The following is a 14,273-nucleotide window of genomic DNA, read 5'->3' as shown; positions in this document are numbered from 1 at the left end:
CAGAAATGAAGCGGACGGTTAGAGATAACCGCCTCGATGGCCGGATCCGGCCGCCGTTGACACCCCCCATACGGCGGCCGGTCCGCCTTTGACGGAACCCTTACGGCCGCCCGCTCCACGTACGGCGACGGGTCCCACCGTCCGGCTGAGTACGCCAATGGCCCGCATCGGCGAGATGCGGGCCAGCAGGACGCGGAGCAGGGAAGGACGTCGGAGCAGGGCGTCGGAACAGGACATCAGAACGGGACGTCGGCGCAGGGCGTCAAAGAATTCAGTGGACGCGGAACCGCAGTCGGCAGATCACCGCGTCCGTGACACGGCGCACCGCGTGGGCGACCACAGCGCCCCGCTGGTTCTGCAGCAGCCGCTGCCACAGCCGGTCCGGCTCGACCTCCGGGATCAGCACGGTGACCCGGGTGCCGGGCTCCGCGGCGGCCGCCTCGCCCACGTACTCGGCGATCGGGCGCCCCACGGTGCGGCGCTCGGAGGTGAGCTGGACGAGCGGTACCCCGGGGTCCCACTGTGCCCAGTCGCGGGCCAGCGTGTGGGTGCGGGCGCATGCCTACCGCCCGGCCGTGTCGAGGGCGGCGCCCGTCTGGTCGGCGAGGGTGACCGCCACCAGGCGGGCCTGGAGCGGCGGTACGGGGCCCGGGCCGGGGGTGAGCATGAAGCGGCCCAGGTAGTGGCCGTTGCCGTAGGTGCGCAGTTCGATCTCGCCGTCCGGCCAGCCGCAGGCGTCGACGTCCCGGCGCCGGTGGCCGACCGAGACGTTTCCGTCCTGCTCGAGCCGGGGCGGCTGCCCCAGCAGGGTGCCGTACTCGTAGCGGCAGCCGCGCAGGCCGAGCACCTCGGTGAGCTGGCCGCGGACGTGGTCGACCACGGTGTCGGAGGACTTGGCGGACTGGGCGAGCTTGGCGGTCTCGTGGACGCGGGCGAGATAGTCCGCGTCCGTCACCGTGACGACCTCCAGGCGGCGGGCCCGGGCCGCGAGCTGGGACACGATCACGCCGACGACGAGCAGCAGCACCGCCGTCTCGATGTCGGCCGAGGTACGGATGTCGAACGTCTCGTACGGGCGGGTGAGGAAGAAGTCGAACCAGGCCGCCGCGGACAGCGCCGCGAGCGCCCCCGCCGTACGGCTGCCGAGGGCGGCGACCGCGACCACCACCACGACCAGGATCAGCGCCGCGTTCGTACGCGACAGATCCGTGCGGAAGGGCACCAGGACGAGCGCCACCAGGAAGGGTCCCACCAGGCCCGCCACCAGGGCGAGCCGGTCCCGGAGCGAATAGCCGGTCATCACACCGTCACCTCCTGCGGTTGCCACGGCGACCTCGGGCCCGAGCCCTCGTTCACCGCTTCCACGACTCATACGCCCCCCGCTCACACGCCGCCTCCTACGCTCTGCGTATCACTGAGAAGATCCACCCGCTCGGCGAGGGGCGGCGACAGCACCATCGTCAGACCGCCGCCGGGAGTGTCCTCCGGCGTGAGGCTGCCGTCCATCGCCTCGGTCAGCCCCGGGGACAGGGCCAGGCCAAGGCCGAGGCCGGTGGTGTTGTCGGTGTCGCCGAGGCGCCGGAAGGGCTCGAAGAGCCGGTCGCGGACGGAGGTGCCTCCCTGCTCGGGCGGAGCCGAGAGCTTGAGGGACGGCGGCAGGCCGGGACCGCGGTCGACGACACGGACTTCGACGCGGCCCGCGTGTGTGCTCGCGGTCAGCAGCACCTTGCGGTCCGCCGGGCTGTGACGGACCGCGTTGCCGATGAGGTTGGCGATCACCCGCTCCAGCAAAGGACCTCCTCCAACGCCGTGGCCCGCAGGTTCAGCATGAGCACACCCACCCCGGTCCTCGTCTGAAGATCAACTCTCCGACGGGAAGGGGTACTTCCCCCACCGAAGCCCTTCCGCGAGTCGTCCGGCACGACCCTTGACGCATCCTTGGCGCCGGTCACATGGACGTTGACACCGCCTTGACGTGCCCTGGCCCGACCGGGTGAAGGACGCTCCGCCGGGGGTACGGTTCCGGGTCGGCCGTGCCGGTGCGGGGTTCCGTACCGCACCGTGCGTTTCAATGAGCCGTTCAGGAAGTGGGCGGGAACCCGGCCCCCGCGACGGCACGCTCCACTCACCTTCGATACTGTCGGAAAGCCGGTCCGAGCGATCACAGACGGAGACTGCCGACGTGCACGTGAACCGATACGTACGGGCGGGAGGGGCCTACGGGCACCTGCTCCTCGTCGTCGTTCTCGCGCTGGGCGTGTTCGTCATGCACACCGTGGGACATCCCGACCAGGCGCGCGACGACGGCATGAGCCTCGCGTCCCAGGTCTCGACCATGCACACGGTGGTGGCCGCCGACGACCCCATGGGGGATCCGGCATCACCGGAGCGGGGCAGCGCCGCGCACTCCACGCACACGTCCTCCAAGGACAGGCCGGCCATGGCGATGGACATGGTCTCGCTGTGCGTGGCGGTGTTGTTCGGTGCGTGGCTGCTCACGGCACTGCTGAAGAGGGCCCTCGCCCGCCGTCCTGACTGGCTGGCGAAGCTCCTCGCCGAGGCGCCCGTCATGCTGCGGCCCAATCCCCCACCCCGCGGCCCTGATCTCGCCGAGTTGTCGGTCCTGCGGCTGTAGGCCGAACCGCCCTCGCGGACGCGCACCACGCGCGCTCCCGCGACGACGCGTACGCCCACACAGCCAGAACCAACACACGAGGTGAGTTCACGATGACTGCCTTCACGCGCGCCTTCCACGGCAAGCGTCTCCACCGCAAGCCCGTCCGCCGTGTCGCGGCCGTCGGCGTCGTAGCCGCCGGGGCCCTGATGCTCTCCGCCTGCGGCAGCGACGGCGACGGCGCGAGCGGCATGAGCGGCATGGACCACGGCGGCAGCAAGAGCTCGGCCACAGCGACCGCGACGGCGGCCGCCAAGGCCGGTGACGTCGACGAGGCCGATGTCACGTTCGCGCAGATGATGATCCCCCACCACGAGCAGGCCGTGGCGATGGCCGAGCTGGCCGACGGTCGCGCTTCCGACGCGGAGATCAAGGACCTGGCCGCGAAGATCGAGAAGGCTCAGGACCCCGAGATCAGGACCATGACGGGGTGGCTCAAGTCCTGGGGCAAGCCCACCGCGGCGGGGGACGCGCCCGGGATGGACATGGGCGGCGACGGCATGATGTCCGACAAGGACATGAAGGAACTCAAGGCCATGCAGGGCAAGGAGTTCGACAAGATGTTCGCCCAGATGATGATCGACCACCACAACGGCGCGATCGCCATGGCGAAGACCGAGCAGAAGAGCGGACAGAACGCCGACGCCAAGAAGATGGCCGACGCCATCGTCACGGGCCAGTCCGCCGAGGTCAAGCAACTCCAGAGCATCCTCGACCGGCTCTGATCCGCGGTACCCGTTGACCGTTCCGGGCTCCCTCGGTCGCCGTGGGGAGCCCGGAGCGGTCACGCCCGGCCTTGGCGTCACCGCCGTCGGGGCCGGGCACGTACTGCTTCCACCACACGCTGACCAGCCGCCGGATCACATGGCGCCGATGCGGGTGTCAGCCGCCCTTGGACGCCCCCTTGGATGCCCGCCGCGGGTTCTCCTCGTCGGCGGCTTCCACCCGCACCATCGACGCCCCCCGGGCGGGCCCTCAGCACACACCGCCCCCAGGGAAGAACGACGGCCCCCCTCGGCCTCGGACCACTCGACCTCGGCCCGGGCGACCACCGCCCGCATCTCCGGAGCGCCGTCGCGTCGCCGTCGCCGTTGTGGGAGCATCGCCGTCGCCGTAGTGGGCGCGCGACCGATGCCCCAGGTGCCGACCCCCGTTGTCACAGTGCTTGCAGAGAGCCGTCGACCCGCCGCCCAGGAGCCGTCGCCCGACTCGCCGCATGACGCTGCCGCACGTGCTCTTCAGTGCACATGAGGTCCGCCGGTCGTCTGTGGCCTGCCGCGCGGTACGAGGAACAGGGCGACGCCCGCGCTCGCGACGGCCGCGACCGCGCTGAGCCTGAACGCGTCCGTGAAACCGTCGATCGCGCCGTGCTCGACGCCCGCGGCGGCGACGGTGGACAGGACGGCCACGCCGATCGAACCCCCCACCTCGTGGAAGGTGTTGACGACGCCCGAGGCGAGCCCGGCCTCCTCGTGGGCGACCATGGCCAGCGCCGTGGTGGTGGCGGTGACGAAGACCGCCCCGAGGCCGAGTGAGGCGACGGCGAGGCCCGGCAGCAGGCCGGTGTACACGCTGCCGTCGTGCGACAGCCGGGTCAGCGGCGCGGTGCCCGCCGCTGCGATCAGCATGCCTCCCACGGCGGTCGTCCTGCTGCCGATCCTGCCGACGAGCCGGGATCCGAAGTGGGCGCCGACGGCGGTGGCGACGGCCACGGGCAGGAACACGAGGCCGGTCCGCAGCGGGCTGAAGCCGCGTACGTGTTGAAGGTAGACCGAGCCCAGGAAGAAGAACGCGATCAGCAGCGCGGTGGCGATGAGCAACAGGAACGCGCCCGCGACCACGGGACGGCGGGTGAGCATGCGGAGGTCCATCAGCGGAGCGCCGCCGACCCGTTCGGCCGCGGCGAACGCCCCGTACAGCACGACCGCCGCGAGCAGCGACAGCAGTGTGGCGGCTCCGCTCCAGCCCGTGTCGCCCGCCTCGACCAGGCCGTAGATGAGCGACCCGGTGCCCGCGGTGACCAGCAGCGCGCCGGGCAGATCGAGCCGGGCCGGCCGCGGCGGACGGGCCGGGAGCAGGCCCGGCAGCGCGGCGAGGGTGAGGACACCGACGGGCACGTTGATGTAGAAGACCCACTGCCAGCCGGGCCCGTCGGTCAGCGCCCCGCCCAGCAGCACGCCGATGGCCGATCCGGCGCCACCGACGGCGGCCCAGACGCCGAGCGCCTTGTTGCGTTCCGCGCCGTGGAAGCCGGTGGTGACGATCGAGAGGGCGGCCGGGGAGAGCAGGGCGGCTCCGATGCCCTGGGTTATCCGCCCGCCGAGCAGCATGGGCGCGCCGTTGGCGAGCCCGGTGACCAGGGACGCGGCGGTGAACACCGCGATCCCGGCGAGGACGGTGCGGTGGGCGCCGAACACGTCGGCGACGCGCCCGCCGAGCAGCATCAGCCCGCCGAAGCACAGGGTGTACGAGGTCACCACCCAGGTCAGCGCCTGCCTGCCGAGGTCGAGGTCGGTCGCCATGTCGGGCAGGGCGACGTTCACGACCGTGACGTCCAGGACGAGCATGAACTGGGCCAGGCAGAGCAGGACGAGCATCAGCCGGCGGCGCGGGTCGGCCGGGGGTTGCGAAGCGGACGCGTGGTGCGCGTCAGCGGTGCTGTGCGTCACGAGGACTCCTCCAAGCGTGCGATACGGAAGGGGGAAGTACGGCCGGGACACGACGAACCCCGTACGAGCCCGGTCAGGTGAACTGTACGGCTCAGTACATGTGAACTCAACCGTTCAGTTCATATGCCGCTAGACTCGGCGCATGAGCACGAAGGACGTCAAGCGGCCCCCCGCCGGACCGCGCGCCGAGGCAAAGCGACTGGCCATCGTCAAAGCGGCCCGCGGGCTCTTTCTGCGTGAGGGCTTCGACGTGAGTGTCGATCTCATCGCCGCCGAGGCGGGCGTGTCCAAGGTGACGGTCTACAACCACTTCGGCAGCAAGGAAGCCCTGTTCATCGGGGTCGTCAAGGACTCGCTCGACGCGCCGCTCGGCGGCAACCTCGCCGACGCCATCGCCCGCCTCGCCGACTCGGACGACCTGCGTGAGTCGCTCATCGCCGCCGCCCGCGCGTGGGTGGCCGGAATCCGCACCAACCCGGAGATCCTCGCGTTGCGGAACGTCGTCGCCCGCGAACTGCACCGCTTCCCCGAACTCGGCAAGGGCTGGCACGACGCCGGTCCCGAGCGCCATCACCCCGCCGTCGCGGGAGCACTCCGGCAACTGGTCGCACAGGGCCGGCTCGACGTCCCCGACATCGAGGTGGCCGTGCTCCAGCTCTACTCCCTGCTGGTCTTCCCGTACCTGGTCTTCAGTGCCTACGGCACCGACATCGACGACGGTCTCACCGACCGCCTGATCACGGGTGGGGTAGACATGTTCCTGGGCCACTACGCCCCGCGTCGCACCGAGCCGTAGCCGAGCCGTAAGGGGAACCGCCTTGCCCGATCCCAGCGCGTACGAGATCCAGCCCGGCGTCCCGTCGGTGGAGGACTACCGTCGGCTCCGCACCCGCGCCGGTCTCAGCGACAAGTCCGCCGAGGGCGCGGCGGTGGGGCTGGCTCACACCTGGTACGGGGTGGTGGCCGTCCACGGTGGCGATCCGGTCGGCATGGGCCGGATCATCGGCGACGGAGGGTGCTTCTTCCAGATCGTCGACATCTGCGTCCTGCCCGAGCACCAGGGCTGTGGGCTCGGCCGCCGCATCATGCAGGCCCTGAACGACGAGTTGGAACGCCGCGCACCGGCACTCTCGTACGTCTCCCTCATCGCCGACGGCGACGCCCATCATCTCTACCGGAAGTTCGGGTTCACCGACAGGGCGCCCAAGTCCATCGGGATGGCCCGCTTCATCCGGGCCGACTGAGCCGACTGAGCCGTATGAAGGGCGGCACCGCTGTCCGGTGTCGTCCCGGAACCCTCGGCAGGCCGGGTGCGGAAGCGTCCGCTGTCAGGCCGCTGCGGGCTGGGGCTCGACCGTGTCCGGCACGCGGCTCGGGGTCTCGCGTCGGAAGACGTCCTTGAGGTAGAGCACGGCGGCAGCGCCCAGCACCCATAGCGGGAGGATCACCAGGGCGCGGGTCAGACCGTCGTCCTGGAATCGGGAGAGACCCTGCATGGCGCGGACGCCGACCCCGACGGGCAGGATCTCGGACAGCGGGCGCAGCCAGGCGGGGAGGTAGGCGGCGGGCATGATGCCGCCACTGCTGCTGTTGCCGAGGATCAGCAGCAGGATCGAGGCGAGACTGACGCCGGCGGAGCCGAACAGGCGCAGCAGCACCATGGTCGTGGCACCGACCGCGGCGCCCATCAGCGCGACCACGAGGGCGAGGGGCAGGAAGGGACCGGGCAGGGCGCCGAAGCCGGTGCTGCCGGCGATGACGGAGACCAGGACGCCGCCGGCCACGCCGAACAGGGCCAGGCTGGCCATCCGCCAGCGGTACTGCAGGCGAGGAGCGAGCTGGTAGGTGGTCATGCCGAAGAGATATCCGGCCAGTACCAGGCCGAAGGCCGCGTAGAAGACGGACAGCCCCCGGGTGTCCCCCGCCGACGCCGGGGCAACGTCCTCGACGGAGAGGCGGTGGTGTTCCGCGCGGGCCACGGAGCCGAACGCGGTGGTCACGGTGGCGGTGACGGCGGCTCCGTTGGCACTGCCGTAGAGCAGATCCCCCTTGCCGAGGTAGGCCGCGTAGACGGACCGGTCCTGGACGGCGCGCCGGGCGGCGGATTCGTCGGGGTATGTCTCCAGGGTGAAGCCGTCCGGGACGGCGTGTGCGAGGTCCTGGCGCAGGCTTGCCTGATGGGTGCCGATCTCCGTGGTGCCCACCCGCAGCTCATGGGGGCGCGGTGCGTGGAAGGCGGCGAGGTAGACGCTGACGAACACGGTGCCGATCAGCAGGACGACCGCCACGGGCACCAGGACGGCGCGCGGGGTCCCGGGGCGCGGCGGCGGATGGGCCACGTCCAGGGCGTGCTTGTGGTGATGTCGGGCGGAGGCGTGCTGGGACATCAGAGGCAGGATCCTCGAAGAATAGGAAGAATGGAAGTCAACTGATAATCTGTTGTACACCATAATCAGCTGCCTTACAAAAGGGGCCCGGCACGTGAAACATCCCGACCGGCGTACGGGCTATGTGGCCTGGCAGATCGGCCAGATCATGGCGAGCCGGATCGAGCGCACCCTGCGCCCCTTCCACCTGACCCTCGCCCAGAACAGCGCCCTGATCCAGGCCGCCTTCGACCCGGGCGTCACCAGCGCGACCGCCGCGCGCCGGGCGTCGATCACCCCCCAGTCCATGGGAACCGCCGTCAACGGGCTGGTCGAGCGGGGGCTCCTGGAACGGCGGACAGCCCCCGGCGACAGACGCACTCACCGCTTGCACGCGACCGAGGCCGGCCTGCGGCTCGCGGCCGAGGCCGGCGCCGCCGTGGACGCCACCCACGCCGAAGCCCTGGAAGTACTCACACCGACGGAGCAGGAACAGGCCCACTCACTGCTCCTGAAACTCCTGGCGTCACTGAACCCGGCGGCCATGGACGTCGACAACGCACCCTGAGGAGCCACCGGGCGCCCCCTCAGACTCCCGCTTCGCCGCCTACCGGGACGCCGTCGGTCTGGACCCCGCGCGGGAGTTCCACTCCCTGCGGAGGTCCTACATCACCCATCTGATCGAGGACGGCCACGACCCGCTGTTCGTCCAGCAGCCAGTCGGCCACGACCACACGTCCACCACCGCGATCTACACCTGCGTCTCCTCCGACTTCCGCACCCGCTCCCCGCGTCGCGTCCTGGACGCCACCATCGAGGCCGCTCTGTGGCCGGGAAGCACCCCTGATGCCACGCCAGATCAGCTACCGGTGGCGCCTGCGCGAACTGATGGCCGCCCGAGGCATGTTCACCGTCGCCGAGCTGATGCCACACCTGACCGAACGCGGCATCACTCTGTCCTCCCCCCCCAGGTCCACCGTCTGCTCTCCGGAACCCCGGAACGGCCGTCCCTGCCGGTGCCGGCCACCCGGCGCCCAGCCCGGACCTTCCTCCGCTGGTGCATGAAGACGGGCCAGATGCCCGGCCTCACACTTCCGCCCCACGTCATCACCCAGGACCAGGCGCGTTTGCGTGTTTGGCCCGGTGTGACCCGATTGGCATGGACCGGGGTCCGTGCCGGGAAGAATCACGATGGGCACCACGAACGAGACCGGTCCCCACAAGAACACGCACCAGGTGCAGACGGGGGCGGAGTTGGACAGCGCGACAGGACTTCCGCGATCCGCCAACTCGTCCTCCAGGCCGCGGCCCCCGTCATCGCGAAGGCCCCCGGCGACCACAGTCGGTGATCACTACAGGTCTCCGATCACACCCGTCTCCACGAAACTGACGACGCAACGACGGATGTCATCAAGGAACTGCGGCAGATCGTCGGCAACCTTGTCGAACTCCGCATCATCCAGGGAGGCAGACCGAGACCGGTGGATCGCACCGCCCCAGTCGGCGACGTACAGGACGCCCCCACCGTTCGAAGCGATCACCATCCCATGAGGGTCATCAGCTTCCGGAACGAAGACCGGCCCTTCCTCTGCGAGCATGTGCAGGACAGCGCGCGCCGAGTGGACGAAGTAGCCGTTGCCCACGTCAGACAACACGACCTCCCCGATCGACTCGTAGAACGTCAGTAGATCCTCGAATCCCAGAACCTCCCGACCGTAGTCACGGGCAGCCCGAAGGTCCTCTTCGCCGGCGGCCCGGACTTCGTTCGTGCCCGGCTCGTAGCCGTACGTCTCCTCGAACGTCGACATCATGGAGTTCACCGCACCCGTGATCTCGTCACGCCACCGTGACAGCCATGCAGCCGAGTACGAGAGCTGATCCATGGCCCGGATCATGCCACTGTCGCCTTCGGCACGAGCCCCCGCCGCCGCGATCCGCGGTCGGCGCAGAGTGACGGCGGCCCGCATCCGTCCGTGAATACGCGACACCTCATCATGCGAGCCCACCAGTCCGGGGCCGGTTTCGCAGATCGCCCGGAAGCTCGTCATCACCTCGGGCAAGAACCAGGGCAAGCGCCCCTCGGCTGCCACGGCCTACCGCATCCTCGCCGAGGGCGAAGCGGTTGAGTTCATGGCCTGACTCACTTCGGGGCTTACGCGCCCTGCTCTGCAAGTGTGACCTTCCGGCCCGTGCGCGCCGCCTCTCGGACCCGTTCCAGCATGGCGTGCCGCCGTACGGCGTGCCGGAAGTCGGGAACGCCGTCCTCGTCCGGCGCGAGGCTCCCGTTGATCTGGTCGCGCAGAAGCGCGTACTCGTGAGCGACGCTGCAGGCGGGCTCGGCGGATCGCTCGGTCCATTGCGTCAGCGAGCGCTGATAGCGGGCGGGAACCGGAAGTCCGGTCAACGCGCCTGCTTCTCCCCGGGCGCCGTACAGCTGTGTCCCCCCGTACCACCACTGAGCCCGGTCGGCCTTGACGACGAGATCACCCTCCGTGCCGTTGATCTCCCAATGAAACGCAGTGGCGCGGGACGTCCCACCGCGGAAGTGCATCGCGGCCACGGCCCCCGACTCGAGCACACCAGTGACGGCGATCTGGTCCTCTGCGCTCTTGGCCGCGACCGCCCCGCTCGTGACGTTCGTGACCTCCGGGCGCAGGTTCTCGATGAGAGCTGACACCTCGCGGAACTCCCCGAGCACCATGGTCAGCGCGTCGACCGAGTGCCCGAAGGGGATCGACAGCAGCGTGGCGCCGCTCGTGACGTCCAGCACGTACGCGTAGTTGTCGTCGTATGTGGCGCCCCCGATCCAGCCCGACCCGAGCATGCTGGTCGACAGCACCCGCCCCACGTAGCCCTCGGCGACCAGGTCCCGCAGATACCGAAGCGGCGGAGCCGACCGGGCCTGCAGACCGACAGCCGTGAGAACTCCCCTGCGATGCGCGAGGTCGGCCAGTTCCTCGGTCTGCGCGAGGTCGGCACCGAGCGGCCACTCGCTGAACACCATCTTCCCCGCTTCCAGCGCGGGTCGGATGAGCTCCAGGTGATGCGGAACCTTCACCGTCACCACCACGAGATCGACTTCCTCACTGCGGGCCAGCTCCTCTGCACTGGCGAAGGCCAGCGGCACCGCGTACTTCTCGCCGGCCGCACGCGCAGATTCGGCGCTGCTGGCGCTCAGCGCCCGCAACTCGTATCCGTCGAGCCCGGCCAGCGCCGGCACATGGGCGGTGGCCGCCCATCCGCCGCTCGCGCTCAGCCCCACGACACCGACACGAATCAACTCCCGATGAGGGGAAGTGGACGTCATGTGCACCCCAGCGTTCGTGACCGGCTGCTCTCTCACTTCAAAACGGCCCATCGCCATGGAGGACACGGTCTGAGCATCACGTTCAGCTACATGTCGATGGTTCGCCGTTCGTCAACGACACGAAGCCCGCGGGTTCAAGCGAACTGAAGGGTCATCAGCGGGAATCCGAGGGTGCATTGGCGCCTTCGCGGAGTCAGCTCCTTGGGGTCGAGGTGAACCGGCGACCTTGGAGGCCGTCCACGGCGCACGCCGAGGACGGGCTCACCTCGACTCCATGGGCAGGACACTGCGGGCGGCGACTCGGTGGACCCAAAGGCGCTGGCAGTAGTGAGGTGACCAGTGCCGACGCTAGCCGGCTTGCCCGGCTCGACCGGAGACTGCTCGACCGACCGCCAAGCCCCGAATTCGCCCGGAGTGGGCTTCTCCTTCTCCGAGCGGAGAGTCGGGGGCCCTTGTCGTTCACCGGGGTGGCAGGGCGCGTAGGTGCTCAATCTGTCGCTCAGCGAGTTCGGTTGTGCGGCGCGTGTGTCGGCTGAGCAGGGCCATCTCTTGTCCGGCGCAGCCGTCGAACATCGCCTGCCAGTCCTCGGCGGGCGAGTCCCAGAAGTCGCCGAGGCGCTGCATGGCGGCGGGCACCCAACTAAATACCTGCGTGACACAGAGAATGTGTCGTACATTGGCTGCATGACACAGGCAATCTACCAACCCACCGTCACTGTCACTGGCGCGACCGGCGCCCAGGGCGGCGCTACCGCCCGGGCCCTGCTCTTCCACGGGTTACGGGTCCGCGCGCTGACCCGTAACCCGTCGTCCGCGGCCGCCGAGCAGTTGCGCCGGCTCGGCGCGGAGGTGACGTACGCCGACTTCGACGACCGCGTCGGCCTGGATGCCGCGCTCGCCGGGGCCGACGCACTGTTCGCGATGTCCACGCCCTTCGGCACCGACACCGACGCCGAGGTGCGGCAGGCAGTCGCGCTGCTCGACGCCGCCGCCGCGAGCGGGACCGTCCGGCACATCGTGTTCACCTCGGCCGCCAACGCGGACCGCGGCACCGGCATCCCCCACTTCGACAGCAAGCACCGCATCGAGCTCCACCTGCGGAGCCTGGGCATCCCCTGGACCGTTATCGCCCCGGGCGTCTTCATGGACAACTACACCGGCGAGTGGACGATGAGCGGCCTACGCGAGGGCCGGTTCGCCCTGCCTCTGCCCGCCGACCTGCCGCTGCCGTTCATCTCGGCCGCCGACATCGGCGCGTTCGCGGCGCTCGCCCTCCGGCACCCCGAGGAGTTCGCCGGGCGCCGCATCGACCTCGCCTCCGATCGTGTGACGTGCTCCGAGATCGCCGAGACCCTCTCCACCGCCTGCGGTCGTCCGATCGAATTCGTGCCGGTCCCCCTCGCCGAGATCGAGGCGTACTCCGCCGATCTCGCCGCCATGTTCCGCTACTTCGCCGGTACCGGTCTCGACGTGGACGTCGAAGGGCTGCGGCGCGACCACCCCGAGGTGGGCTGGCGGAGCTTCGCCGACTGGGCAGCCGCCCAGCACTGGGATCTGGAGGCTCGGTAAAGGCGAAGGGGCCCATCGCCCCGAGACGGCGATGGGCCCCTTCTGATGCCGAGAGATCAGCCCCTGTACTCTCACAGGCCCTTCAACACCTGGTCGAGCAGGGACTGACGGCACCCGTCGGCTCGGCCTCCGGTTTGGCGACCGTCGAAAGGGTGACGCCAGCGGCCAGGGGAGGCACTGGCCGAGTTGCCCCTCGCCGCCCTCACCAAGTTACTGGCGGGTTACTTGCTACCTGGTTTGCTGCTCGTCAGTACCGTCAACTCGGTGAGTTCGCCCCGCCGCGCCCTACCCTGCAGTTCGTCGACGCCTTCGAGCCGGCCGAGGGACAGAACGGCTGTGGTGCATGAGCCAGCCGAAGGTCCGCTCGACGACCCAGCGTCGCGGGCTCACCTTGAATCCCTTCGCGGTCGGATCCCGGTGGACGGCTTCGACGTCGATACCGAGGCGGGCGCCGTGGTCGATGGCTTTGGTGCGCGATCATCTTGCCTGCGTCGATGCCCTGACCCGCGATCGGCACGTTCGCGGAGGTCTTGACGCTCTGGGCGTCGAGCACACAGGCACTCGGCTCGGCGTCCCGGCCTTCGGCCTCGCGCACCAACTGACTTAGGAGACCGTTCAGTTGGTCAAGGATGCCGTCCTTCTGCCAGGCTGCGAAGTACCCGTAGACGGTTTCCCACAGCGCGAAGTCCCGCGGCAGGCAGAGCCAGGGGAACCCGGTCCGGTCGACACGTCTGACTCAGAGGGTCGTATCGGCGCTGAACCCGGATGTCGACCTCGCCGATCTCGGTGAGGATCTAACACAGATTGGATATCTCGTCCCGTCGGTGAGACGTTCCAGGAGTTGGTCGAGGGAGGCCTGGCCGTCGTCCACGGCGGCGCGTTCGTCGTCGGTGAGGGGGGATGTTGGCCAGCATCTTCTGCAGGTTCTCCTTGGCCTCCAGCAGCTGACCCTTGCTGGAGCCCTTGGGAGCGTAGATTCAGACCGCTGCCACACGGAACCGGAGAGTGCCGAGTAGGCTGCTTTCGCGTTCACGCTCGAAGACCGCTCGGTTCGGTTTCGCGTGGCCAAGACCACCCCGGCGAAGGTGTGCCAGTTCGTCACCCGCGCCGGCGGTGAAGTCGCCGTACCGGGTTCCGGGACGGTGACGCCGCTCGGCCCCCGCCCGTGTTCCGTTCCCGGGCCGGTCCTGCGTCCCGCTCGTGGCTCCGAGTGCGCTGGCGCCAGCCGCTTGCAGCCTGCCCTTGCCAGCGTCAGGCTGCCTGGCGTCCTGGTGCTCGATACTCGGCTCATGGACAAGAAGCCGCGGTTGGGGGAGGTCCTCAAGATGCGTCGGTCGCAGTTGCAGCCGGCGGATGCGGACTCCGGGATTTCGGAGAGCGCCGTCGCGTGCCGGGTCTGCGCCGTGACGAGCCGGCACAGCTCGCCGGGGTGGGCCTGTCCTACTACACGCGGCTGGAGCAGGGGCTCTCGCTCAACGCGTCACCGGAGGTGCTGGACGCGCCGGCCCGCGCCCTCGGGCTGGACGAGGTGGAGCGGGCCCATCCGCACGACCTGGCCCGCGCCTCGCGTCGCACCGGCACCCGGCGCAGGCCCGCGCGTGTGGAACTACGAGTTCCGCGCCACCGCGATCAACGGAACGGCCGAATCCGGCACATCCAACTGCGTGGTCGCACCAAAACCTCCAGGC

12 protein-coding genes and 4 pseudogenes are annotated in these 14,273 nt (G+C 69.8%); 8 read left to right on the top strand and 8 right to left on the bottom strand.

The genetic code is table 11. The features are described 5' to 3' along the window. Window positions 1-271: 271 nt before the first annotated feature. From AQJ27_RS47995 to AQJ27_RS47985, 3 genes and pseudogenes are all read right to left on the bottom strand, one after another. Window positions 272-556 (bottom strand): annotated as a pseudogene (locus AQJ27_RS47995) (amino acid permease); the annotation flags it as partial. A gap of 6 nt (window positions 557-562) precedes the next feature. Then, window positions 563-1,300 carry a DUF4118 domain-containing protein gene (locus AQJ27_RS47990; protein ID WP_067384553.1) on the bottom strand — a complete coding sequence of 246 codons (738 nt, stop codon included), beginning with the start codon at window positions 1,298-1,300 and terminating at the stop codon, window positions 563-565. Between the two features lie 83 nt (window positions 1,301-1,383). Further along, window positions 1,384-1,794, bottom strand: a pseudogene (locus AQJ27_RS47985) (sensor histidine kinase); the annotation flags it as partial. A 388-nt stretch (window positions 1,795-2,182) separates the two neighbouring features. Here AQJ27_RS47985 and AQJ27_RS47980 point away from each other — a divergent pair. Beyond that, window positions 2,183-2,635, top strand: coding sequence for a DUF6153 family protein (locus AQJ27_RS47980; RefSeq protein WP_067384548.1), 453 nt, complete (start codon window positions 2,183-2,185; stop codon window positions 2,633-2,635). A 92-nt stretch (window positions 2,636-2,727) separates the two neighbouring features. Beyond that, on the top strand, window positions 2,728-3,399 hold the full coding sequence (locus tag AQJ27_RS47975; protein WP_067384547.1) for a DUF305 domain-containing protein: 672 nt from the start codon (window positions 2,728-2,730) through the stop codon (window positions 3,397-3,399). Between the two features lie 513 nt (window positions 3,400-3,912). Here the strand turns inward: AQJ27_RS47975 and AQJ27_RS47970 are convergent. Next, on the bottom strand, window positions 3,913-5,343 hold the full coding sequence (locus AQJ27_RS47970; RefSeq protein WP_067384545.1) for an MFS transporter: 1,431 nt from the start codon (window positions 5,341-5,343) through the stop codon (window positions 3,913-3,915). Between the two features lie 142 nt (window positions 5,344-5,485). Between AQJ27_RS47970 and AQJ27_RS47965 the strand changes: the two genes are divergently transcribed. Both AQJ27_RS47965 and AQJ27_RS47960 read left to right on the top strand, forming a co-directional pair. Further along, on the top strand, window positions 5,486-6,139 hold the full coding sequence (locus AQJ27_RS47965; RefSeq protein ID WP_067384543.1) for a TetR/AcrR family transcriptional regulator: 654 nt from the start codon (window positions 5,486-5,488) through the stop codon (window positions 6,137-6,139). Between the two features lie 22 nt (window positions 6,140-6,161). Then, window positions 6,162-6,587 carry a GNAT family N-acetyltransferase gene (locus AQJ27_RS47960; protein WP_067384541.1) on the top strand — a complete coding sequence of 142 codons (426 nt, stop codon included), beginning with the start codon at window positions 6,162-6,164 and terminating at the stop codon, window positions 6,585-6,587. Between the two features lie 84 nt (window positions 6,588-6,671). Here AQJ27_RS47960 and AQJ27_RS47955 read toward each other — a convergent pair whose 3' ends face one another. After that, entirely contained in the window at window positions 6,672-7,730 is a 1,059-nt protein-coding gene (locus AQJ27_RS47955; protein WP_067384539.1) for an ABC transporter permease, read from the bottom strand. Window positions 7,731-7,824: 94 nt separating this feature from the next. On the opposite strand from AQJ27_RS47955, the gene AQJ27_RS47950 reads away from it, so the two are divergent. Continuing rightward, a complete protein-coding gene (locus AQJ27_RS47950) occupies window positions 7,825-8,277 on the top strand; it encodes a MarR family winged helix-turn-helix transcriptional regulator (RefSeq protein ID WP_067384537.1) in 453 nt (150 codons plus the stop codon). 58 nt (window positions 8,278-8,335) lie between these two features. Further along, window positions 8,336-9,058: a tyrosine-type recombinase/integrase gene (locus AQJ27_RS59815; RefSeq protein WP_341866169.1), complete on the top strand. Its 723-nt coding sequence runs from the start codon at window positions 8,336-8,338 to the stop codon at window positions 9,056-9,058. Between the two features lie 3 nt (window positions 9,059-9,061). Here AQJ27_RS59815 and AQJ27_RS47945 read toward each other — a convergent pair whose 3' ends face one another. Beyond that, window positions 9,062-9,799, bottom strand: coding sequence for an SMI1/KNR4 family protein (locus tag AQJ27_RS47945; RefSeq protein ID WP_235613961.1), 738 nt, complete (start codon window positions 9,797-9,799; stop codon window positions 9,062-9,064). Window positions 9,800-9,861: 62 nt separating this feature from the next. Further along, a complete protein-coding gene (locus AQJ27_RS47940; protein WP_067384534.1) occupies window positions 9,862-11,016 on the bottom strand; it encodes a Gfo/Idh/MocA family protein in 1,155 nt (384 codons plus the stop codon). A gap of 684 nt (window positions 11,017-11,700) precedes the next feature. On the opposite strand from AQJ27_RS47940, the gene AQJ27_RS47935 reads away from it, so the two are divergent. Continuing rightward, entirely contained in the window at window positions 11,701-12,585 is an 885-nt protein-coding gene (locus AQJ27_RS47935; protein ID WP_067384532.1) for an NmrA/HSCARG family protein, read from the top strand. A 330-nt stretch (window positions 12,586-12,915) separates the two neighbouring features. On the opposite strand, the pseudogene AQJ27_RS54080 reads toward AQJ27_RS47935, so the two are convergent. Then, window positions 12,916-13,312, bottom strand: a pseudogene (locus AQJ27_RS54080) (transposase); the annotation flags it as partial. A 562-nt stretch (window positions 13,313-13,874) separates the two neighbouring features. Here AQJ27_RS54080 and AQJ27_RS47930 point away from each other — a divergent pair. Then, a pseudogene (locus AQJ27_RS47930) lies at window positions 13,875-14,179 on the top strand (helix-turn-helix domain-containing protein); the annotation flags it as partial. Between the last annotated feature and the right edge of the window lie 94 nt (window positions 14,180-14,273).

The organism is Streptomyces olivochromogenes (assembly GCF_001514115.1).
Lineage (GTDB): Bacteria > Actinomycetota > Actinomycetes > Streptomycetales > Streptomycetaceae > Streptomyces > Streptomyces olivochromogenes.
The sequence above is the reverse complement of the archived record's forward strand: the minus strand, read 5'-3'. Positions and strand labels throughout refer to the sequence as shown.

What these genes read in the sequence shown, in the direction of transcription:
- AQJ27_RS47990 (WP_067384553.1), bottom strand. Translation starts at nt 1,300, where the DNA reads ATGACCGGCTATTCGCTCCGGGACCGGCTCGCCCTGGTGGCGGGCCTG.
- AQJ27_RS47975 (WP_067384547.1), top strand. Translation starts at nt 2,728, where the DNA reads ATGACTGCCTTCACGCGCGCCTTCCACGGCAAGCGTCTCCACCGCAAG.
- AQJ27_RS47965 (WP_067384543.1), top strand. Translation starts at nt 5,486, where the DNA reads ATGAGCACGAAGGACGTCAAGCGGCCCCCCGCCGGACCGCGCGCCGAG.
- AQJ27_RS47955 (WP_067384539.1), bottom strand. Translation starts at nt 7,730, where the DNA reads ATGTCCCAGCACGCCTCCGCCCGACATCACCACAAGCACGCCCTGGAC.
- AQJ27_RS47940 (WP_067384534.1), bottom strand. Translation starts at nt 11,016, where the DNA reads ATGACGTCCACTTCCCCTCATCGGGAGTTGATTCGTGTCGGTGTCGTG.
- AQJ27_RS47935 (WP_067384532.1), top strand. Translation starts at nt 11,701, where the DNA reads ATGACACAGGCAATCTACCAACCCACCGTCACTGTCACTGGCGCGACC.